The 20,510-nt window shown below is 67.4% G+C and carries 19 protein-coding genes; 12 read left to right on the top strand and 7 right to left on the bottom strand.

All coding sequences use genetic code 11. The features are described from left to right. The first annotated feature begins 35 nt into the window (after positions 1-35). Positions 36-686 carry a nucleoid occlusion factor SlmA gene (slmA, locus tag N8A90_RS19405; RefSeq protein WP_262076662.1) on the top strand — a complete coding sequence of 217 codons (651 nt, stop codon included), beginning with the start codon at positions 36-38 and terminating at the stop codon, positions 684-686. 124 nt (positions 687-810) lie between these two features. Here the strand turns inward: slmA and N8A90_RS19400 are convergent, their stop codons facing one another. Genes N8A90_RS19400 through N8A90_RS19375 form a run of 6 tightly spaced genes read right to left on the bottom strand, consistent with a single transcriptional unit; the run spans position 811 to position 7,172 of the window. After that, a complete protein-coding gene (locus N8A90_RS19400) occupies positions 811-1,869 on the bottom strand; it encodes a malate/lactate/ureidoglycolate dehydrogenase (protein ID WP_262076661.1) in 1,059 nt (352 codons plus the stop codon). 13 nt (positions 1,870-1,882) lie between these two features. Further along, positions 1,883-3,409 (bottom strand): UxaA family hydrolase, encoded by a 1,527-nt coding sequence (locus N8A90_RS19395; RefSeq protein WP_262076660.1) that lies wholly within the window; start codon positions 3,407-3,409, stop codon positions 1,883-1,885. A gap of 20 nt (positions 3,410-3,429) precedes the next feature. Continuing rightward, a complete protein-coding gene (locus tag N8A90_RS19390; RefSeq protein WP_262076659.1) occupies positions 3,430-4,824 on the bottom strand; it encodes a TRAP transporter large permease in 1,395 nt (464 codons plus the stop codon). 24 nt (positions 4,825-4,848) lie between these two features. After that, entirely contained in the window at positions 4,849-5,406 is a 558-nt protein-coding gene (locus N8A90_RS19385) for a TRAP transporter small permease (RefSeq protein WP_262076658.1), read from the bottom strand. Beyond that, positions 5,403-6,410 carry a sialic acid TRAP transporter substrate-binding protein SiaP gene (locus tag N8A90_RS19380; protein ID WP_262076656.1) on the bottom strand — a complete coding sequence of 336 codons (1,008 nt, stop codon included), beginning with the start codon at positions 6,408-6,410 and terminating at the stop codon, positions 5,403-5,405. The genes N8A90_RS19385 and N8A90_RS19380 overlap by 4 nt, the downstream gene beginning before the upstream one ends. Positions 6,411-6,461: 51 nt before the next feature. Then, positions 6,462-7,172 carry a FadR/GntR family transcriptional regulator gene (locus tag N8A90_RS19375; RefSeq protein WP_262076655.1) on the bottom strand — a complete coding sequence of 237 codons (711 nt, stop codon included), beginning with the start codon at positions 7,170-7,172 and terminating at the stop codon, positions 6,462-6,464. Positions 7,173-7,314: 142 nt separating this feature from the next. Between N8A90_RS19375 and N8A90_RS19370 the strand changes: the two genes are divergently transcribed. The 10 genes from N8A90_RS19370 (at position 7,315) to N8A90_RS19325 (ending at position 18,149) form a co-directional block, all read left to right on the top strand. Further along, positions 7,315-8,049, top strand: coding sequence for an SDR family oxidoreductase (locus N8A90_RS19370; RefSeq protein ID WP_262076654.1), 735 nt, complete (start codon positions 7,315-7,317; stop codon positions 8,047-8,049). Next, positions 8,046-8,801 carry an SDR family NAD(P)-dependent oxidoreductase gene (locus N8A90_RS19365; RefSeq protein WP_262076653.1) on the top strand — a complete coding sequence of 252 codons (756 nt, stop codon included), beginning with the start codon at positions 8,046-8,048 and terminating at the stop codon, positions 8,799-8,801. Before N8A90_RS19370 ends, N8A90_RS19365 begins: the two co-directional genes overlap by 4 nt. A 45-nt stretch (positions 8,802-8,846) precedes the next feature. After that, complete coding sequence (locus N8A90_RS19360; RefSeq protein WP_262076652.1) at positions 8,847-9,695, top strand: fumarylacetoacetate hydrolase family protein; 849 nt, start codon at positions 8,847-8,849, stop codon at positions 9,693-9,695. 181 nt (positions 9,696-9,876) lie between these two features. Then, the gene (locus N8A90_RS19355) at positions 9,877-10,548 is read left to right on the top strand and encodes a TetR/AcrR family transcriptional regulator (RefSeq protein ID WP_262076651.1); all 672 of its coding nucleotides are present in this window, start codon (positions 9,877-9,879) and stop codon (positions 10,546-10,548) included. A gap of 53 nt (positions 10,549-10,601) precedes the next feature. Then, on the top strand, positions 10,602-12,398 hold the full coding sequence (locus N8A90_RS19350) for an acyl-CoA dehydrogenase C-terminal domain-containing protein (protein ID WP_262076650.1): 1,797 nt from the start codon (positions 10,602-10,604) through the stop codon (positions 12,396-12,398). A gap of 35 nt (positions 12,399-12,433) precedes the next feature. After that, complete coding sequence (locus N8A90_RS19345) at positions 12,434-12,868, top strand: DUF2147 domain-containing protein (protein ID WP_262076648.1); 435 nt, start codon at positions 12,434-12,436, stop codon at positions 12,866-12,868. Positions 12,869-12,886: 18 nt separating this feature from the next. Then, positions 12,887-15,286 carry a 3-hydroxyacyl-CoA dehydrogenase/enoyl-CoA hydratase family protein gene (locus N8A90_RS19340; RefSeq protein ID WP_262076647.1) on the top strand — a complete coding sequence of 800 codons (2,400 nt, stop codon included), beginning with the start codon at positions 12,887-12,889 and terminating at the stop codon, positions 15,284-15,286. Positions 15,287-15,297: 11 nt separating this feature from the next. Next, positions 15,298-16,497: an acetyl-CoA C-acyltransferase gene (locus N8A90_RS19335; RefSeq protein ID WP_262076646.1), complete on the top strand. Its 1,200-nt coding sequence runs from the start codon at positions 15,298-15,300 to the stop codon at positions 16,495-16,497. A 36-nt stretch (positions 16,498-16,533) separates the two neighbouring features. Then, positions 16,534-17,367, top strand: a complete 834-nt coding sequence (locus tag N8A90_RS19330) for an acyl-CoA thioesterase (protein ID WP_262076645.1) — start codon at positions 16,534-16,536, stop codon at positions 17,365-17,367. Between the two features lie 2 nt (positions 17,368-17,369). Then, positions 17,370-18,149, top strand: a complete 780-nt coding sequence (locus N8A90_RS19325) for an enoyl-CoA hydratase (RefSeq protein WP_262076644.1) — start codon at positions 17,370-17,372, stop codon at positions 18,147-18,149. Between the two features lie 9 nt (positions 18,150-18,158). Here the strand turns inward: N8A90_RS19325 and N8A90_RS19320 are convergent, their stop codons facing one another. Then, positions 18,159-18,581 carry an acyl-CoA thioesterase gene (locus tag N8A90_RS19320; protein ID WP_262076643.1) on the bottom strand — a complete coding sequence of 141 codons (423 nt, stop codon included), beginning with the start codon at positions 18,579-18,581 and terminating at the stop codon, positions 18,159-18,161. 39 nt (positions 18,582-18,620) lie between these two features. Between N8A90_RS19320 and N8A90_RS19315 the strand changes: the two genes are divergently transcribed. Continuing rightward, the gene (locus N8A90_RS19315; protein WP_262076642.1) at positions 18,621-20,462 is read left to right on the top strand and encodes an ABCB family ABC transporter ATP-binding protein/permease; all 1,842 of its coding nucleotides are present in this window, start codon (positions 18,621-18,623) and stop codon (positions 20,460-20,462) included. The last annotated feature ends 48 nt before the right edge of the window (positions 20,463-20,510 follow it).

The raw sequence follows: 20,510 nt of genomic DNA, 5'->3' as shown, positions 1-20,510 counted from the left end.
CGAGAATCATTTTTTTACATATGCGCACGCCGCCCATGGAAAACGAAGAGTTCAGCGCTCCGGCCGCAGACGCCGCTTCGACGCCCGATGCGCCGGCCCCGGCCGTGCGGAAGCGGCCCAAGCCGGGCGAGCGGCGGGTGCAGATCCTGCAGACGCTGGCGGCCATGCTGGAGCGCCCGGGTGCCGAGCGGGTGACCACCGCCGCGCTGGCCGCGCAACTCGACGTCAGCGAAGCCGCCCTCTACCGGCATTTCGCCAGCAAGGCGCAGATGTTCGAGGGGCTCATCGACTTCATCGAGCAGAGCGTCTTCACGCTGGTCAACCAGATCCTCGAGCGCGAAAGCGCCGGCAAGGAGCAGGCCGCCCGCATCGTCACCATGCTGATGCAGTTCGCCGAGAAGAACCCCGGCATGACGCGCGTGATGGTGGGCGATGCGCTGGTCTACGAGAACGAGCGCCTGCAGAGCCGCATGAACCAGTTCTTCGACAAGATCGAATCGACGCTGCGGCAGGCCCTGCGCGACGCCGTGATCGCCGACGGGTCGGACACGCCGACCGTCGATGCACAGGTGCGCGCGGGCGCGCTCACCGCCTTCGTCGTGGGGCGGCTGCAGCGCTTCGCGCGCTCGGGCTTTCGCCGCCTGCCGTCGGAGCACCTGGACGCTGCGATCCAGCTGATGCTCTGAAGGGGCGCCCGGCGCGGGGTGCCCGCGCAACAGGCAATGCGGTGGGAAGCCCCGTGGCGTCAGGCTTCGCGCGCCGTAGTCCCACTGCTGCGCACAGCGTTATCCACAGAAACGCGGAACAACTTCACGAAACTGTCACACCGACTTTTTGGCCGGTCTGCACGATTTCGGCCCAGGTCGCGTCGTCGATCTGGATGCCGTCGCGCTCGCGCGTGGCGCGGGCACGTCGCTCGGGTTCGCCGGCGATCTGTACAACATCGAAACCGGCGCCCGGCGGGCTCTGGCGCAGCCAGTCGACGAAAGCCTTCGCTTCCGCCTCGAAGCTGGCCTGCGTGCCCAGCCTGGCGGGGTCGATCAGCACCGTGAGCATGCCGTTGAAGACCGAGCGCGCGGTGTCGGCCGGCCGGTGCCAGGTGCCGCCGCCGGTGAGTGCGCCGCCCAGCAGCTCGCAGGCCACGGCCATGCCGTAGCCCTTGTGCTCGCCGAAGGTCATGAGCGCGCCGAACAATCCGTTGGGTTGCGGCACCACGACCACGCCGGGGTCGTCGGTGGGGCGGCCCTGTTCGTCGATCAGGTAGCCGGGCGGCACGCGCTCGCCCTTGTTGTGCGCGACGCGCATCTTGCCCTGGGCCACGCGGCTGGTGGCGAAGTCCAGCACGAAGGGTTCTGCGCCCGCCAGCGGCACGCCGATGCAGCAGGGGTTGGTGCCGAAGCGCCCGTCGCCGCCACCCCACGGCGCGACCACCGGCCGCGACAGCACGTTGACGAAGTGCATCGCCACCAGGCCCTGCGCCGTGGCCATTTCGGCGAAGTGGCCGATGCGGCCGAGGTGGTGCGCATGCGCGAGCGTGAAGATGCAGCTGCCGTGCTGCTTCGCACGCGCGATGCCCATCTCCATCGCCTGCACGCCGACGATCTGCCCGTAGCCGCCCTGGCCGTCGAGCGACAGCAGCGTGCCGATGTCGACCTGCACCTTGACGCCGGTGTTTGGCTTGAGACCGCCCTCGGCCACGGCGTCGACATAGCGCGGCACCATGCCCACGCCATGCGAGTCGTGACCGCTCAGGTTGGCCAGCACGAGGTTGGCCGCGACCTGCTGGGCCTCGGTGGTGGAACTGCCCGCCGCAACGAGGATGCGGGCGACGTGGGTGCGCAGTCGCGCGGCTTGGATTTGGAGGGCCATAGGTGTTGGATGATCACATGACCGCGCCGACTTGCCACGGCACGAATTCGTTCTGGCCGTAGCCGTGTTGTTCGCTCTTCGACGGCTCGCCCGACGCGGTGGCCAGCACCCGCTCGAAGATGCGCTGCCCCATCGCTTGAATGGACACCGTGCCGTCGACGATCTCGCCGCAGTTGATGTCCATGTCTTCTTCCTGCCGCTGCCACAGCGCGGAGTTGGTCGCGAGCTTGAGCGAGGGCGAAGGCGCGCAGCCGTAGGCCGAGCCGCGGCCGGTGGTGAAGCAGATGAGGTTGGCGCCGCCGGCCACCTGGCCCGTGGCGCTCACCGGGTCGTAGCCGGGCGTGTCCATGTAGACGAAGCCGTGCGCCGTCACCGGCTCGGCGTACTCGTACACCGCCTCGAGGTTGCTGGTGCCGCCCTTGGCCACCGCACCCAGGGACTTCTCGAGGATGGTCGTCAGCCCGCCCGCCTTGTTGCCGGGTGACGGGTTGTTGTTCATCTCGCCTTCGTTGATCTCGGTGTAGTGCTCCCACCAGCGGATGCGCTCGACCAGCTTCTCGCCGACCTCGCGCCGCACCGCGCGGCGCGTCAGCAGATGCTCGGCGCCGTAGACCTCCGGCGTCTCGCTCAGGATGGCCGTGCCGCCATGCGCCACCAGCAGGTCGACCGCCGCGCCCAGCGCCGGGTTGGCGCTGATGCCCGAGTAGCCGTCCGAGCCGCCGCACTGCAGGCCGATGGTGATGTGCGCCGCGCTGCAGGGTTCGCGCTTCACGGCGTTGGCGCGCGGCAGCATGCCGTTGATGAGCGCCACGCCTTTCTCGACTGTCTTGCGCGTGCCGCCGGTGTCCTGGATGTTGAAGGTCTGGAAGTTCTCGCCCTCGGCCAGGTGCCCGGTCGTGAGCCAGGCGTTGATCTGGTTCGCTTCGCAGCCCAGGCCCACCACCAGCACCGCCGCGAAATTCGGGTGCGTGGCGTAGCCGGTCAGCGTGCGCTCCAGGATCTGCATGCCCATGCCCTGCGTGTCCATGCCGCAGCCGGTGCCATGCGTGAGCGCGACCACGCCGTCGACGTTCGGGTAGTCGGCCAGCGCGGCCGGGTTGGTCCGGCGCGAGAAGTGGTCGGCGATGGCGCGGGCGGCGGTGGCCGAGCAGTTCACGCTGGTCAGCACGCCGATGTAGTTGCGCGTGGCCACGCGGCCGTCCGCGCGTTTGATGCCCATGAAGGTGGCTTCACGCCTGGCCGGCGCGGGCTTCACGTCGGCGCCGAAGGCGTAGTCGCGCTCGAAATGGCCCTTGTCGGGGCCCATGTCGAGGTTCTGCGTGTGCACATGCTCGCCGGGCGCGATCGGCCGGCTGGCGAAGCCGATGATCTGGTTGTAGCGGCGCACCGGCTCGCCCGGTGCGATGGCGCGCATGGCGACCTTGTGGCCGGCCGGGATCAGGCCGCGCACGGCCACGTCTTCGACCGTGGTGCCGCCCACCAGCTGGGCGCGCGCGATCACCACGTCGTCGGCGGGATGGAGGCGAATGAAGGGAGTCATCGTGGTTCTCTTTGTCGGGGCTAGAAGAACATTTTCGGCAACCACAGTACCAACGACGGCACATAGGTGATCACCGCCAGCGCCACCAGCAGCGGCACCAGCCACGGCAGGATCGCGATGGTGGTGCGCTCGAAGCTCAGGCCCGCCACGCGCGCCAGCACGAACAGCACCATGCCCATGGGGGGATGCAGCAGGCCGATCATCAGGTTCAGCACCATCACCAGGCCGAAGTGGATCGGGTCCACGCCCAGCTGCGTGGCGATGGGCAGCAGGATCGGCACGAGGATGGTGATGGCGGCCGTCGGCTCCAGGAAGCAACCGACGAAGAGCATCAGCAGGTTCGCCAGCAGCAAGAAGACCCACGCTTCCTTGGTGAAGCCGAGCACCCAGGCGGCGATGTCGGTGGTCACGCCGGTGGCGGTCAACATCCAGCCGAAGATGGACGCGGCGGCCACGATGAAGAGCACGGTCGACGTGGTCTCGATGGTGTCGAGGCAGACCTTGACGAACATCTTCCACGACAGCGTCCGGTACCAGGCGAAGCCGAGAATCAGCGCCCACACGCAGGCCGCGATGGCGCCCTCGGTCGGGGTGAACAGCCCGGTCGTCATGCCGCCGATCAGCAGCACCGGCGTCATGATGGGCAGCAGCGCCTCGAACTTGAAGAGCTTGTCGAGCACGAAGAGCGAGGCCAGGCCCGCGAACACCGTGAGCTGCGGCGGCGTGCCCAGCTTGGCGACCAGCAGCCAGATCAGCAGCGGCCAGCCGACCACCACGGCGAGTTCCGTCAAGGCCTTGAACAGGCGCGTGCTCGAAAACTTGACGTCCGCGCCCCACTTGTTCTTGTGCGCGAAGTAAGCGACCGTGATCATCATGAGGATCGCCAGCATCACGCCCGGCAGGATGCCCGCGAGGAACAGCGCGCCGACCGAGACGTTGGCCATCATCCCGTAGATCACGAAGGGCAGGCTCGGTGGAATGATCGGCCCGAGCGTGGCCGAGGCCGCCGTCACGCCCACGGCGAACTCGGTCGAGTAGCCGTGCTCCTTCATCGCCTTGATCTCGATGGTGCCCAGGCCGGCGGCGTCGGCGATGGCGGTGCCGCTCATGCCCGCGAAGATCACCGAGCCGAGAACGTTCACATGGCCGAGCCCGCCCTTCATCCAGCCGACGAGTGCCAGCGCGAAGTTGTAGATGCGCGTGGTGATGCCGGCGTTGTTCATCAGGTTGCCGGCCAGGATGAAGAAGGGCACCGCCAGCAACGGGAAGCTGTCGATGCCGCTCACCATCCGGTGGATCACCACGAAGGGCGGCAGCGAACCGGTGAAGAGGATGTAGACCAACGAAGCGCCGGCCATGGCCACGGCGACGGGAATGCCGCCTGCCATGAAGATCAGGAAGAATATTTTCAGCATGTCGTGCGTTCTCTTGTCGGTCGGTCACTGGTCGGCCAAGGTGGACTCGGGGCGCTCGAGCACGCTGTAGCCGCGGCGCCAATGGACGAGGCCGACCTGCGCCGAGCGGAACGTCATCGCCGCGAAGCCGAACAGGCAGACGCCGTAGACGATGTTCATCGGTGCATCGACGATCGTCATGCGCGTCTGGTTGCCGATCTTTTCCATCATCTGCCAGGTCATGAACACGGCCGCGGCGAAGAAGGCGGTGCGCAGCACATCGACTGCGCGCGAGATCCACCGGCCCATCGCCACCGGCATGTGACGGTAGAAGAAGTCCACCTGGATCTGGCTGTTCTTGGCCACGCCCACGGCGGCGCCGACGAACACCACGGCCACCAGCATGTAGCGGGCGATCTCCTCCGTCCATGCCGCGGAATCGTTCATCACGTAGCGCGTGACGAATTGGTAGAAGACGGTCAGCCCCAGCGCCCAGAAGAGCGCCAGGGAGATCCAGCCTTCGGCGATGGTGTCCGACAGGTCCACCACCTCGTCCTCCGCGTGGAAGTGGCCCTCGTCGTCGATGATCTTCGGCTCGGTCATTTGATGGCGATGATTCGGTCGTAGTCGGCCTGGCGGTAGCCGTGGTCGGTCGGCTTGGTGTTCTTGAGCACCGCTTCGCGGAACGCGGCCTTGTCCACCGTGATCACGTTGTTGCCGCGCTTCTTGAACTCTTCGACCAGGCGCGCTTCCGACGCGATGATCTCGCGGCCGGTCTTGTCGGCGGCTTCTTCCATCACCTCCGAGAAGATCTTCTTCTCGTCGGCCGAGAGCTTGCCCCACAGCTGGCCCGATACCACCGTCAGCAGCGAGTCGACGATGTGGCCCGTCAGCGAAATGTTCTTCTGCACCTCGAAGAACTTCTTGGCCTCGATGGTCGGCAGTGGGTTCTCCTGTGCATCGACGGTGCCGTTCTGCAGCGCAAGGTAGACCTCGGCGAAGGCGATGGGCGTGGCGTTGGCGCCCAGCGCCTTGGGGAAGGCAAGGTAGGCCGGTGCGTCGGGCACGCGGATCTTCAGGCCCTTCATGTCTTCGGGCTTGTTCACGGGTCGGGCCGCGCTCGACGTCACGTGGCGTGCGCCGTAGTAGTTGAGTGCGGTGATGTGGTTGCCGGTCTTGTCGTCGTAGCCCTTGGCCAGTTCCTTGAAGACGTCGCTCTTGGCGTACTTCAGCTGGTGCTCGGCGTCACGGAAGATGAAGGGGAAGTAGGAGATCGACAGCGGCGTGTAGCTGCGGCCGGCAAAGCTTGCGCCGGTCAGCACGATGTCGACCGTGCCCAGCGTCAGGCCCTGGTTGATGTCGGCTTCCTTGCCCAGGCTGGAGGCCGGAAACACCTGGATGTCGTACTTGCCGTTGGTGCGCTTCTTGATCTCCTCGGCGGCCCACACCGAGTACTTGTGGAAGGGCTCCGAGGTTTCGTAGACGTGCGCCCACTTGAGCTTGGTCTGTGCGTTGGCGATGCCGGCGGCACCGAAGGCGGTGGCGGCCATGGCGCCAAGCACCAGGGTCTTCAGGGCGAGTCTCTTGCTCGTGGTCTTTGGGTTCATCGGTTTGTCTCCGTTGTGGCTGAAGGAAAAAGTCAAAAGTGCTGGCGTGTGTCAGGCGGTCCTTCTTGCGCGGCGCCAGCTCGCGCTGAATCGTTGGTGGGCTTTGTCCATGTGTTCGTGCATCGCGGTGCGTGCGGCGGCGGCGTCGCGCGCGGCGATCGCGTCGCGCACGGCCTCGTGTTCGACGATGGCGGCTCGCCACGAGGGCACGGTCTCGAAGTGGCCGCCGAGGCGCGAGAAGATCGGGCCCTTGCGCGAATCCCAGAAGCCCTGCACGGTCTCGGCCAGCACCACGTTGTCGCAGGCCTCGACGATGGCCAGGTGGAAGGCGCGGTCGCCTTCCAGCGGCATGACGTTCCGGTCGGCCAGCTCGCGCATCTGCGCGATGGCTTCGGTCATCGCGTCGACGTGCTTGCGGCGGACGTGCGTGGCGGCCAGGGCGGCGGTTTCGCCTTCGACGACGCGCCGCGCGCGGATGAGTTCGAGCGGCCCCCATTCATGGGCCGCAACCGGCGCGGCCTTGCGGTGCGCGCGGTCCTGCACGTACACGCCCGAGCCGGTGCGCACCTCGACCCAGCCTTCGACCTCGAGCGCGATCAGCGCCTCGCGCACCGAGGGCCGGCTCACGCCGAACTGGCGCGCGAGGTCGCGCTCGGCCGGCAGGCGCGCGCCGGTGGCGAACTCGCCTTGCGCGATGAGCGCGCGCAGCTGATCGGCGATCTGCCGGTACAGGCGTTGCGGTTCGATGGATTGCACGGGCACGGGGAGGAGCGTCGGGGCTTAAGGGTTGTCCTGAATTGGACAAGTGGTCAGGCCAATTCAGAATAAGTTTTACGTTGCGCAGCCACCATCCGGCGAAACCCTCAACGCATCGGCGACAACGGCCGACCCCACAGGACACCCCATGAGACTTCAAGGAAAGACAGCCCTCATCACAGCGGCCGGGCAGGGCATCGGCCGCGCCACCGCGCTGGCCATGGCCGCCGAAGGCGCGCAGGTGTGGGCCACCGACGTCAACGCCGCGCTGCTCGACAGCTACGCCGGCACACCCAACATCCAGACCGCGGTGCTCGACGTGCTCGACAAGCAGGCGATCCACGACCTGGTCGCGCGCATGCCGGTGGTCAACGTGCTGTTCAACTGTGCCGGCGTCGTGCACAACGGGCCGATCCTGAGCGCGACCGACGACGACCTCGACTTCGCCTTTCGCCTGAACGTGCGCGCGCAGTTCTGGGCCATCCAGGCCGTGCTGCCGCGCATGCTGGCGTCGGGCGGCGGCAGCATCATCAACATGGCGAGCGTGTGCTCGAGCATCAAGGGCCTGCCCAACCGCAACGTCTACGGCACCACCAAGGCGGCCGTGCTGGGCCTGACCAAGAGCGTGGCGGCCGACTACGTGACGCAGGGCGTGCGCTGCAACGCGGTGTGCCCGGGCACGGTCGACACGCCCTCGCTCGGCGAGCGCATCAATGCGAATCCCGATCCGGTCGAGGCGCGCAAGGCCTTCATCGCGCGCCAGCCGATGGGCCGGCTCGCGCAGGCGCACGAGATCGCGCCGGTGGTCGTCTTCCTGGCCAGCGACGAGTCGATCTTCGCGACCGGCCAGGCCTTCTCGGTCGATGGAGGGATCACGATATGAACCAGCTCGATTTCAATGGCCGCCATGCGGTCGTCACCGGCGGCGCGACCGGCCTGGGCTACGCCATCGCGGCGCGCCTGCTGGCGTCGGGCGGCAGCGTCACGCTGTGGGACCGCGACCTCGCGGCGGCCGAAGCGGCGGCCGGCCGTCTCGGTGCGGGCGCGACGGCGGTGGGCGTCGACGTGAGCGATGCCGCTGCCGTGGCGCAGGCGGTGCAGGCCACCTTGTCGCGCCGCGGTGCCGACCTGGGCGTCGATGCACTGGTCAACTGCGCCGGCATCACGGGGCCGAACACGAAGCTGGCCGACTACCCGGTCGATGCCTGGCAGCAGGTCATGGCGGTCAACGTCAACGGCGTCTTCCACTGCTGCCGCGAATGGACGCCGCACCTCGCGACGCGGCCCTGGGCGCGCATCGTCAACATCGCCTCGGTGGCCGGCAAGGAAGGCAACCCCAATGCCAGCGCATACAGCGCCAGCAAGGCGGCGGTCATCGCGCTGACCAAGTCGCTCGGCAAGGAGCTCGCCACCGGCCCCGTGCGCGTGAACTGCGTGACGCCGGCGGCGGTGAAGACGGCGATCTTCGACCAGATGACGCCGGAGCACATCGCCTTCATGCTGTCGAAGATCCCGATGGGCCGCTTCGGCACGCCCGACGAGATCGCGGCGATGGTCGCCTGGCTCTGCACCGAAGACTGCGCCTTCTCGACCGGCGCGGTGTTCGACCTCTCCGGCGGCCGCGCGACCTACTGACGTCGGCGCGCGAGAATCCCACGTTCAACTGAAAGGAAGCGATCCATGAAACTTGTGCGCTACGGCAACCCCGGCAAGGAAAAGCCCGGCCTCATCGACGACAACGGCCAATTGCGCGACCTGAGCGCGGTGGTCAAGGACCTGGGCCCCGATCAACTCGGCGATGCCGCACTGGCCAAGCTGCGCAAGCTCAAGACCGACAAGCTGCCGCTGGTGCGCGGCAAGCCGCGCTTGGGCAGCCCGATCGCCAACGTCGGCAAGTTCATCGCCATCGGCCTGAACTATGCGGACCATGCGGCCGAGTCCGGCATGCCGATCCCGAAGGAACCGGTCGTGTTCACCAAGGCCACGAGCTGCATCCAGGGCCCGAACGACCCGGTGATGCTGCCGAAGAACTCGGTCAAGTCCGACTGGGAAGTCGAGCTGGGCGTGGTCATCGGCACGCGCGCGCGCTACGTGTCGCAGAAGGAAGCGCTCGACTACGTCGCCGGCTACTGCGTCATCAACGACGTGAGCGAACGCGAATGGCAGATCGAACACGGCCTGACCTGGGACAAGGGCAAGGGCTTCGACACCTTCGGCCCGCTCGGCCCCTGGCTCGTCACCCGCGACGAAGTGCCCAACCCGCAGAAGCTCGGCATGTGGCTCGACCTGAACGGCCAGCGCATGCAGACCGGCAACACCAAGACCATGATCTTCAACGTTGCCAAGCTGGTGAGTTACGTGAGCCAGCTCAACACGCTGATGCCCGGCGACGTCATCACCACCGGCACGCCGCCCGGCGTCGGCATGGGCATGAAGCCGCCGATGTTCCTGAAGAAGGGCGACGTGATGACCCTCGGCATCGAGGGCCTGGGCGAACAGCGCCAGGAAGTGGTCGCCTTCAAGCGCTGATCGACGCTGCATGACCGCTCCGAACGGGGCACGGTGCCAGGGCGCCGTGCTCCGTTTTTCATGGCCGTCCGATCCGGCGGTCTCCGGGCAAGCCCTGAAGCGGCACGGGACATTCCGCTTGCCAGCGTCGGCGGAAGTCCTGCAAAATAGAACGATCGTTCTTTTTTGCGCAGACCCGACCATGACCTTTGCTGCATCGACCAAGCCCGCCCGCGCCCCGCAGAAGGGCCAGCAGACCAAGGCCGTCATCATCGACGCGGCGCTCGGGCTGGCCGCGCAGATCGGGCTCGAGGGCCTGTCGATCGGCGCCATCGCTGAGATGACGCAGATGAGCAAGTCGGGCGTCTTCGCCCACTTCGGCTCGCGCGAGGAACTGCAGCTGTCGGTGGTGCGCGAGTACCACGCGCGCTTTGAGCAGGAGGTGTTCTATCCCGCGCTCGAAGCCCCGCGCGGCCTGCCCCGCCTGCGCGCCATGTTCGCCAACTGGATGAAGCGCACCTCCGCCGAGATCGATTCGGGCTGCATCTACATCAGCGGCGCCGTCGAGTTCGACGACCGCGCCGGCCCGGTGCGCGACGCGCTGGCCGAGTCGGTGAACATCTGGCTCGCCGCGATGACGCGTGCCATCGTGTCGTCGATGAAGGAAGGTCATCTGCGCGCGGATGCCGACGAGAAGCAGATCGCCTTCGAGATCCACGCGCTCATCCTGGCGCTGCACTACGAGGCCCGCTTCCTGCGGCTGCCGGGCTCGATGGCGCGGGCGGAGCACGGTTTCGAGAACATCCTGGCGCGCCATGGCGCGACGCCGCCCGCGGCCGCTCCGGCGCCGCGCCGCCTCAAGCCGGTCCGCTGACGGGCGCCTCTTTCTCCTTCTTCCTTTCCTTTCCCTCTTTTCCGGAGTCACCGATGCCGCTCTACACCCCGCCGCTGCGCGACATGCAGTTCGTCCTGCACGAAGTCCTTCGCGTCACCGACGAATTCAAGGCCATGCCGGCCCACGCCGAGACCGACATCGACACGGTCAATGCCGTCATCGAGGAGGCCGGCAAGTTCGCCGCCGAGGTCACCTTCCCGCTGAACATCACGGGCGACGAAGAGGGCTGCGTGCTCGACAAGGAGACGCACGAGGTCAAGACGCCGACCGGCTTCAAGGACGCCTACGCCAAGTTCGTCGAAGGCGGCTGGGCCGCGCTGTCCTGCGAGCCCGCGTTCGGCGGGCAGGGCTTGCCCTTCGTGCTGAACCAGTGCCTCTACGAGATGCTCAACAGCGCCAACCAGGCGTGGACGATGTACCCCGGCCTCTCGCACGGCGCCTACGAGGCGCTGGTGGCGCACGGCACGGAAGCGCAGAAGAAGACCTACCTGCCCAAGCTGGTGTCCGGCGAATGGACCGGCACGATGTGCCTGACCGAAGCGCACTGCGGCACCGACCTGGGCCTGCTGCGCAGCAAGGCCGAACCGCAGGCGGACGGCAGCTACCGGCTCACGGGCAACAAGATCTTCATCTCGGCCGGCGAGCACGACATGGCCGCCAACATCATCCACCTGGTGCTGGCCCGCCTGCCGGACGCACCCAAGGGCAGCAAGGGCATCAGCCTGTTCGCGGTGCCCAAGTACATCGTGAAGGTCGACGGCTCGCTGGGTGAGCGCAACCCGATCCACTGCGGCGGCCTGGAGCACAAGATGGGCATCCACGGCAACGCCACCGCGCAGATCGTCATGGACGGCGCGGTCGGCAGCCTGGTGGGCGAACCCAACAAGGGCCTGGCCGCGATGTTCGTGATGATGAACGCCGCACGCCTGGGCGTGGGCAACCAGTCGCTCGGCCTGACCGAGGTGGCCTACCAGAACGCGCTGGCCTACGCCAAGGACCGGCTGCAGATGCGCTCGCTGTCGGGCGTGAAGGCCAAGGACAAGGAAGCCGACCCGATCATCGTGCACCCCGACGTGCGCAAGATGCTGCTCACCGCCAAGGCCTACGCCGAAGGCGGCCGGGCGCTGCAGATCTTCTGCACGCTGCTGCTCGACAAGGAGCACCACCACCCCGACGAGAAGGTGCGCAAGGACAGCGGCGAACTCGTCGCGCTGCTCACGCCCATCGTCAAGGCCTTCATCACCGACAACGGCCACATCGCGACCAACGCCTGCATGCAGGTCTTCGGCGGCCACGGCTTCATCAAGGAATGGGGCATGGAGCAGTTCGTGCGGGACAACCGCATCAACATGATCTACGAAGGCACCAACACCATCCAGTCGCTCGACCTGCTGGGCCGCAAGGTGCTGGGCAACAACGGCGCCACGCTGAAGAAGTTCGGCAAGCTGGTGGGCGCGCTGGTCGCCGAGGAAGGCGTGAACGAGAAGATGAGCGAGTTCATCACGCCGATCGCGGTGCTGGGCGAACAGCTCACCAAGTTCACGATGGAGATCGGCTTCAAGGGTTCGCAGAACCCCGACGAAGTGGGCGCTGCGGCGGTCGACTACCTGCGGGTGGCGGGCCACTTCGTGTTCGGCTACCTGTTCGCCCGCATGGCGCAGGTGGCGCTGCGCGAGATCGCTGCGGGCAACACCGACCCGTTCTACGTCGCCAAGCTGCAGACCGCGCGCTTCTACTTCGCCAAGCTGTTCCCCGAGACCGCGACGCTGATGCGCACCGCGCGTGCCGGCAGCAAGTCGCTGATGGACACCGACGCGGCGCTGGCCTGACCCGCGGCGACGACAACAACCACAACGGAGACACCATGAAAGCCTTTGTCGCAAGCATCGTCCTGCTCGCCGCCGCCACGTCGGCGCTGGCGCAGATGAGTCCCGTGGGCCTCTGGCGCAACGTCGACGACAAGACCGGCGAGGCCAAGGGCGAGATCCGGGTCACCGAGTCGGGTGGTGCGCTGACCGGCCGGATCGAGCGCTCGCTCAAGAAGGACAGCAAGCCCGACGCCACCTGCGACGAGTGCACGGACGACCGCAAGGGCAAGCCGATCACGGGCCTGGAGATCATCCGGGGCGGCACCAAGGCCGAGGGCAAGGACGTCTGGGAAGGGGGAAGGATCCTCGACCCCGAGAACGGCAAGGAATACCGCGCCAGTTTCACGCCCATCGACGGTGGCCAGAAGCTGCAGGTGCGTGGCTACCTCGGCCCCTTCTGGCGCACCCAGACCTGGAACCGTGTCCAGTAACCCATTCGAGAACAACCCATGTCCCGATTCAATGTGAAGAAAGTCGCCGTGCTCGGCGCCGGCGTGATGGGCGCGCAGATCGCTGCTCATCTCGTCAATGTGCGCGTGCCGGTGGTGCTGTTCGATTTGGCTGCGAAGGATGGGCCGAAGAACGGCATCGTGCTGCGCGCCATCGACAACCTCAAGAAGCAGAAGCCCGCCCCGTTGGGCGACGTGGCCGACGCGACGCTGATCGAGGTCGCGAACTACGAGGACGATCTCGCCAAGCTCGGCGACTGCGACCTGGTGATCGAGGCCATCGCCGAGCGCATGGACTGGAAGCTCGACCTCTACAAGAAGATCGCGCCGCACGTTGCGAAGAATGCCATCCTGGCCTCGAACACGTCCGGCCTGTCGATCACGAAACTCAGCGAAGCGCTGCCCGAAGCCCTCAAGCCGCGCTTCTGCGGCATCCACTTCTTCAACCCACCGCGCTACATGTTCCTGGTCGAGCTGATCGACACGCCGACCACGCAGCCGCAGGTGCTCGACCAGCTCGAGGCCTTCGTCACCAGCACGCTCGGCAAGGGCGTGGTGCGTGCGCACGACACGCCCAACTTCATCGCCAACCGCGTCGGCATCGCCGGCATGCTGGCGACCTTGAAGGAAGTCGAGAAGTTCGGCCTGACGCCGGACGTCGTCGACGACCTCACGGGCAAGAAACTGGGCCGCGCGAGCTCGGGCACTTTCCGCACGGCCGACGTGGTGGGTCTCGACACGATGGCGCACGTTGTCAAGACGCTGCAGGACAACCTGAACGCGCAGACCGATCCCTTCTACGGCAACTTCGCGACGCCGCCTGTGCTCGCCAAGCTGCTCGCGCTCGGCAACCTCGGGCAGAAGACCAAGGCGGGTTTCTACAAGAAGGTCGGCCGCGACATCCTGCGCTTCGACCTCCAGAGCGGCGACTACGTGGCCGGCGGCGAGAAGGCCGACGAGGTGTATGGCCGCATGCTTAAGCGCCCGGCCGCCGAGCGGCTGAAGCTGCTGCGCGAGAGCGAAGGCCCGCAGGGCCAGTTCCTCTGGGCGATCCTGCGCGACGGCTTCCACTACGCGGCCGTGCACCTGGCGACGATCGCCGAGAGCGCGCGCGATGTCGACTTTGCGATGCGCTGGGGCTTCGGCATGCAGCAGGGCCCGTTCGAGCTGTGGCAGGAAGCAGGATGGGCGCAGGTCGCCAGGTGGGTGCAGGAAGACATCGACGCGGGCAAGGCGCTCAGCAGCGCGCCGCTCCCGAAGTGGGTCTTTGAAGGGCCCGTGGCCGAGGCCGGTGGCGTGCATACGCCGGAAGGTTCGTGGAGCGCTTCGCTCGGCAAGTTCGTGCCGCAGCGCCAGCTCCCGGTGCATGCGCGCCAGCTGTTCCCGGAGAGCGTGCTCGGGGCGAACGCCGTCGATCCGACGACCGCCGGCACCACGCTCGGCGACGACGGCGATGTGCGCATCTGGACGCTCGATGGCGAGGTGCTGATCGCCAGCATCCACTCGAAGATGAACGCCATCAGCCCGGACGTGGCCGAGGCGCTCGCCGCCGCGGTCGACCTGGCCGAGGCCGAGTACCGGGGCCTCGTGATCTGGTCACCGGACGACAAGTTCTCCGTCGGTGCCGATCTGCAGGCGATGCTGCCGGCCTTCGTGGTCGCCGGCATCGGCGCGGTCGAAGGCGCCGAGGAAGAACTGCAGAAGGTGATGCTCAGGATCCGCTACGCCAGCGTGCCGGTGGTCTCGGCCATTCGCGGCCTGGCGCTCGGCGGCGGCTGCGAGCTGGCCGTGTATTCGGCCAGGCGCGTGGCCGCGATGGAAAGCTACATCGGCCTGGTCGAGGTCGGCGTGGGCCTGGTGCCCGGCGCGGGCGGCCTGACCTACATCGCGCGCCGCGCGGCCGAGAACGCCGCCGCCTCGACCGGGACCGACCTGCTGCCCTTCCTCACCGAGGGCTTCGCGGCCGCGGCGATGGCCAAGGTCGGCACCGGTGCGCTCGATTCGAAGAAGCTGGGCTACCTGCTCGACAGCGACGTGATCGTGCCGAACAAGGACGAACTGCTCTACGTCGCGCTGCAGCAGGCCAAGGCCATGGCCGACGCCGGCTACCGCGCCCCGCTGCGCCGCAGCTTCCGCGTCGCGGGCCGCAGCGGCGCTGCCACCATCCAGGGCCAGCTGGTGAACATGCGCGACGGCGGCTTCATCAGTGCGCACGACTTTCACATCGCGCGTCTGATCGCCGAGGTGGTGACCGGCGGCGACGTCGACGCCGGCTCGCTCGTGACCGAGGAATACCTGATGGCGCTGGAGCGCAAGGCCTTCTGCTCGCTCATCGTGCATCCGAAGACGCAGGAGCGAATCATGGGAATGCTCTCCACCGGCAAGCCGGTCCGGAACTGAAGGAACACATCATGAGCAAGCAAGTTCAAGACGCCTACATCGTCTCCGCCACGCGCACGCCCATCGGCAAGTCGCACCGCGGTTATTTCCGCAACTACCGCCCGGACGACCTGCTGGCGACCACGCTGCGCGCCGCGCTGGCGGCGGTGCCGCGGCTCGATCCGAAGGCCATCGAGGACATCATCTGCGGCTGCGCCATTCCCGAAGGCAGCCAGGGCCTGAACGTCGCGCGCATCGGCGCGGTATTGGCGGGGCTGCCCAACAGCATCGGCGGTATCACGGTCAACCGCTTCTGCGCCTCGGGCCTGTCGGCGGTGCAGATGGCGGCGGACCGCATCCGCGTCGGCGAGGCCGACGTGATGATCGCGGCCGGCGTCGAGAGCATGAGCATGGTGCCGATGATGGGCAATTCGCCCTCGCTGTCGCCCTCGATCTTCGAGCGCGAGGGGGACGTCGGCATCGCCTACGGCATGGGCCTGACGGCCGAGAAGGTCGCGCAGCAATGGAAGGTGAGCCGCGAGGCGCAGGATGCCTTCGCACTGGCGTCGCACCAGAAGGCGCTGGCCGCTCAGAAGGCGGGCGAGTTCGCCGACGAGATCACACCGATCGAGGTGACCGACCGCACACCGGACCTGGAGACCGGCGAGGCGATCGCGAAGACGCGCACCGTGAGCCTCGACGAGGGCGCGCGGCCCGACACCAGCCTCGAGGGTCTGGCCAAGCTGCGCACCGTGTTCGCCGCGCGCGGCACGGTCACTGCGGGCAACAGCTCGCAGACCTCCGACGGCGCGGGTGCGCTGATCCTGGCCAGCGAGAAGGCCTGCCAGCAATACGACCTGACGCCGCTGGCGCGCTTCGTGAGCTTCGCGAGCAAGGGCGTGCCGCCGCACATCATGGGCATCGGCCCGATCGAGGCGATTCCTGCCGCGCTGCGCTACGCGGGCCTGACGCACGAGGACATCGACTGGTTCGAGCTGAACGAAGCCTTTGCCGCGCAGTCGCTGGCCGTCATCAACACGCTGGGCCTCGACCCGAGCAAGGTGAACCCGATGGGTGGTGCCATCGCGCTGGGCCATCCGCTGGGGGCGACCGGGGCTATCCGCTCCGCGACAGTCGTGCATGCACTGCGGCGCAAGAATCTGAAGTACGGCATGGTCACGATGTGCGTGGGCATGGGGCAGGGCGCAGCCGGGATCTTCGAGCGGGTCTGATCGGTCGCTGCGCCTGCATTTCGAGGAGACGAGGAAATGACGACGCAACACATCTTCGACAAGGCGCTCGCGCTGCACCACAGCGACATCCGCGTCGGCCACTTCACGGGCATGACGAGCCCGGACTACTGGAACATGGTCGGCCCCTTCGGCGGCACGACCGCGGCGGTCGTGCTGCAGGCGGTGCTGCGGCATCCCGACCTGCTCGGTGCGCCGATCGCGCTCACGGTGAACTACGCCGCGGCCATCGAGGCCGGCGCCTTCGACGTGCAGGCGACCGCCGTGCGCACCAACCGCTCGACCCAGCACTGGACCGTGCAGATCACCCAGGCCGGCGCCAGCGGTGCGCCGCAGGTGACGACCACCGCCACCGTGGTCACGGCGGCCCGCCGCGAGACCTGGAGCACCAACGACCTGCCGATGCCGCCGGTGCCCGGCCCCGAGCAGACCGGGCGCATGACCATCGGCCCCAAGGGCGTCGCATGGATCGGCCAGTACGACATGCGGCCGGTGCGCGGCAGCATTCCCGTGCAATGGGATGGCCGTGGCGAGCACAGCGAGACGATGCTCTGGCTGCGCGACGCCGACCCGCGCCCGCTCGACTTCCCGGCGCTGGCGTCGATGAGCGACATGTTCTTCCCGCGCGTCTGGCTGCGGCGCGCCACGCCGGTGCCGGCCGGCACGGTGTCGATCACGACCTACTTCCATGCCGACGCCTCGCACCTGGACGAGGTCGGAACCGGCTATCTTCTCGGGCGTGCCGTGGGGCAGCAGTTCCAGAACGGCTTCTTCGACCAGAGCGCCCAGCTCTGGAGCCAGGCCGGCGCGCTGCTCGCCACGTCCAACCAGATCGTCTATTTCAAGGAATGACCATGAGCGACATCCTCGTCCATACCGAAGCCGGTGTGATGACCCTCACCTTCAACCGCGTCGCGCGCAAGAACTCGATCACCGGCGCGATGTACGACGCGCTCTCGGCGGCGCTCGGCCAGGCGTCGGAAGACGCGGCCGTGCACGCGGTGCTGATCCAGGGCGACCCGACCATCTTCAGCGCCGGCAACGACATCGCCGACTTCATGGCGACCGCCAGCGCACCGGCTGCGGCGCCGATGAAGGACGCGCCCGGCATCCGCTTCCTGCGCACCATCGCCGCCTTTCCCAAGCCGGTGATCGCCGCTGTCTGCGGCCCGGCGGTGGGCATCGGCACCACGCTGCTGTTCCATTGCGACCTGGTCTATGCGGGCGACAACGCCGCCTTCTCGATGCCCTTCGTCAACCTCGGCCTGGTGCCCGAGGCCGCGTCGAGCCTGCTGGCGCCGCGGATGTTCGGCTACCACCGCGCCGCGGAGGCGCTGATGCTGGGCGAGCCCTTCATGGCCGAGGCCGCGCTCGAGGTCGGCCTGGTCAACCGCGTCGTGCCGCCGACCGAATGCAACGCCATCGCGCAGGGCCAGGCGCGCAAGCTGGCGGCCAAGCCGATGTCGGCGCTGATCGAGACCAAGCGCCTGATGAAGATGGCGCAGCAGCCGGCGGTGCTGGAACGCATCGACGCCGAGGGCGTGAGCTTCGGCCAGGCCATGCGCTCGCCGGCCGCGAAGGAGGCCTTCAGCGCCTTCATGGAGAAGCGCAAGCCTGATTTCTCGAAGGTGTGAGCGCCGGATTCAGGCGGTGGCGATCGGCCGCGGTCGGCCGTTGTCGTCGATGGCGACATAGGTGAAGGTCGCTTCGGTCACCTTGATGTACTCGCCCTGCGCCTTGAAGCGTTCCGCGAAGACCTCGACCGTCACCGTCACCGAGGTGCGGCCGATACGCACCAGCTTCGAATAGAAGGACAGGATGTCGCCGATGCGTACGGGTTGCTTGAAGATGAACTCGTTCACCGCCACGGTCGCCATGCGGCCCTGGGTGTAGCGCGCCGGGATCACCGAGCCGGCCAGGTCGCACTGGGCCATGACCCAGCCGCCGAAGATGTCGCCGTTGGCGTTGCAGTCGGCGGGCATCGGGATGACCTTGAGCACCAGCTCCATGTCGGTGGGCAGGCTCTTGAGGACGGCGGCCGCGTTGGCACTCGGAGAATCGGACATGGGCACAATCGAAGGCAACAACAGCCACGATTGTCTCCCATGCGCCGCAGCGGCGAAGCCCTCTCCTCCCCCCACCACGCGCCCGGCGGCGCCCCCCCGCGCAGCGATCGGTCCGACTGGGCCACGCTGCGCCGGCTGTTCCCCTACCTGTGGGACTACAAATGGCGGGTGCTGGCCGCGCTGACCTTCATGATCGGTGCCAAGGTCGCCAACGTGGGCGTCCCGGTGCTGCTGAAGAACCTGGTCGACACCATGACGCCCAAGCCAGGCCTTCCGGACATGGCCCAGGCGCTGCTGATCGTGCCGATCGGCCTGCTGCTGGCCTATGGCCTGCTGCGCTTCTCGACCTCGCTCTTCGGTGAACTGCGCGAGCTGGTGTTCGCCAAGGCGACCGAGGGGGCCGCGCGCCGCATCTCGCTGGAGGTGTTCCGCCACCTGCACGCGCTGAGCCTGCGCTTCCACCTCGAGCGCCAGACCGGCGGCATGACGCGCGACATCGAGCGCGGCACGCGCGGGGTGCATTCGCTGATCTCGATGTCGCTCTACAGCATCGTGCCGACCATCATCGAGCTGGTGCTGGTGCTGACCATCCTGGGCGTGAAGTTCGACGCGCTCTTCGTCTGGATCACCGGTGCCGCGCTGGTGCTCTACATCACGTTCACCGTGACGGTGACCGAGTGGCGCACACAGTTCCGCAAGACCATGAACGAGCTCGATTCGGTGGCGCAGAGCCGCGCGGTCGATTCGCTGCTGAACTACGAGACGGTCAAGTACTTCAACAACGAGGAGTTCGAGGCCGGCCGCTACGACGCCAGCCTCGACCGCTACCGCCAGGCCGCCATCAAGAGCCAGCGCACGCTGTCGATGCTCAACACCGGCCAGCAGCTGCTGATCGCGGTGAGCCTGGTGCTGATGCTGTGGCGCGCGACGGCGGGCGTGGTCGAAGGCCGCATGACGCTGGGCGACCTGGTGATGGTCAACGCCTTCATGATCCAGCTCTACATCCCGCTGAATTTCCTGGGCGTGATCTACCGCGAGATCAAGCAGAGCCTGACCGACCTCGACAAGATGTTCGTGCTGATGGAGAAGGAGCGCGAGGTGCGCGATGCGCCCGGCGCGCAGCCGCTGTCGCACGCCGAGGGCGCCGTGCGCTTCGAGGACGTGAGCTTCGCCTACGAGGCGGCGCGGCCGATCCTCAAGCATGTGAGCTTCGAGATTCCGCCCGGCAAGACGGTGGCGGTGGTCGGGCCGTCGGGCTCGGGCAAGTCGACGCTGGCGCGCCTGATGTACCGCTTCTACGATGTCCAGGACGGCCGCATCACCATCGGCGGCGAAGACATCCGTACCGTGACCCAGGCCAGCGTGCGCCAGGCCATCGGCATCGTGCCGCAGGACACGGTGCTGTTCAACGACACCGTCGAATACAACATCGCCTACGGCCGGCCGAACGCCACGCGCGAGGAGGTGGAGGGCGCGGCGAAGGCGGCACGCATCCACGACTTCATCGCCGCCACGCCCAAGGGTTACGCCACCATGGTGGGCGAACGCGGGCTGAAGCTGTCGGGCGGCGAGAAGCAGCGGGTGGCGATCGCGCGCACGTTGCTGAAGGACCCGCCGATCGTCATCTTCGACGAGGCCACCTCGGCGCTCGACTCGGCCAACGAGCGCGCCATCCAGTCCGAACTCAAGAGCGCGGCGCGCAACAAGACCACGCTGGTGATCGCGCACCGGCTCTCGACCGTGATCGATGCGCACGAGATCCTCGTGATGGAGAGCGGTGTGATCGTGGAGCGCGGCACGCATGCGGCGCTGCTCGAACGGCAGGGCCGCTATGCCCAGATGTGGACCATGCAGCAGATCGAGGCGGCGCCGGTGCTGTGAACGGGCCGTGGCGCCCCGCATTTTTTTGAAACCGACTCAGGAGCGATT

Origin of the sequence: Variovorax sp. N23 (genome assembly GCF_025486315.1) — a bacterium.
In the GTDB taxonomy this organism is placed as follows: domain Bacteria; phylum Pseudomonadota; class Gammaproteobacteria; order Burkholderiales; family Burkholderiaceae_C; genus Variovorax.
Note: the sequence above shows the minus strand (reverse complement) of the source record. Positions and strands in the feature narration are given on the sequence as shown.

Excerpts from the sequence above, each read along its gene's own strand:
- slmA (WP_262076662.1), top strand. The coding sequence starts at position 36 with ATGGAAAACGAAGAGTTCAGCGCTCCGGCCGCAGACGCCGCTTCGACG.
- N8A90_RS19400 (WP_262076661.1), bottom strand. The coding sequence starts at position 1,869 with ATGGCCCTCCAAATCCAAGCCGCGCGACTGCGCACCCACGTCGCCCGC.
- N8A90_RS19395 (WP_262076660.1), bottom strand. The coding sequence starts at position 3,409 with ATGACTCCCTTCATTCGCCTCCATCCCGCCGACGACGTGGTGATCGCG.
- N8A90_RS19390 (WP_262076659.1), bottom strand. The coding sequence starts at position 4,824 with ATGCTGAAAATATTCTTCCTGATCTTCATGGCAGGCGGCATTCCCGTC.
- N8A90_RS19385 (WP_262076658.1), bottom strand. The coding sequence starts at position 5,406 with ATGACCGAGCCGAAGATCATCGACGACGAGGGCCACTTCCACGCGGAG.
- N8A90_RS19380 (WP_262076656.1), bottom strand. The coding sequence starts at position 6,410 with ATGAACCCAAAGACCACGAGCAAGAGACTCGCCCTGAAGACCCTGGTG.
- N8A90_RS19370 (WP_262076654.1), top strand. The coding sequence starts at position 7,315 with ATGAGACTTCAAGGAAAGACAGCCCTCATCACAGCGGCCGGGCAGGGC.
- N8A90_RS19365 (WP_262076653.1), top strand. The coding sequence starts at position 8,046 with ATGAACCAGCTCGATTTCAATGGCCGCCATGCGGTCGTCACCGGCGGC.
- N8A90_RS19360 (WP_262076652.1), top strand. The coding sequence starts at position 8,847 with ATGAAACTTGTGCGCTACGGCAACCCCGGCAAGGAAAAGCCCGGCCTC.
- N8A90_RS19355 (WP_262076651.1), top strand. The coding sequence starts at position 9,877 with ATGACCTTTGCTGCATCGACCAAGCCCGCCCGCGCCCCGCAGAAGGGC.
- N8A90_RS19350 (WP_262076650.1), top strand. The coding sequence starts at position 10,602 with ATGCCGCTCTACACCCCGCCGCTGCGCGACATGCAGTTCGTCCTGCAC.
- N8A90_RS19345 (WP_262076648.1), top strand. The coding sequence starts at position 12,434 with ATGAAAGCCTTTGTCGCAAGCATCGTCCTGCTCGCCGCCGCCACGTCG.
- N8A90_RS19340 (WP_262076647.1), top strand. The coding sequence starts at position 12,887 with ATGTCCCGATTCAATGTGAAGAAAGTCGCCGTGCTCGGCGCCGGCGTG.
- N8A90_RS19335 (WP_262076646.1), top strand. The coding sequence starts at position 15,298 with ATGAGCAAGCAAGTTCAAGACGCCTACATCGTCTCCGCCACGCGCACG.
- N8A90_RS19330 (WP_262076645.1), top strand. The coding sequence starts at position 16,534 with ATGACGACGCAACACATCTTCGACAAGGCGCTCGCGCTGCACCACAGC.
- N8A90_RS19325 (WP_262076644.1), top strand. The coding sequence starts at position 17,370 with ATGAGCGACATCCTCGTCCATACCGAAGCCGGTGTGATGACCCTCACC.
- N8A90_RS19320 (WP_262076643.1), bottom strand. The coding sequence starts at position 18,581 with ATGTCCGATTCTCCGAGTGCCAACGCGGCCGCCGTCCTCAAGAGCCTG.
- N8A90_RS19315 (WP_262076642.1), top strand. The coding sequence starts at position 18,621 with ATGCGCCGCAGCGGCGAAGCCCTCTCCTCCCCCCACCACGCGCCCGGC.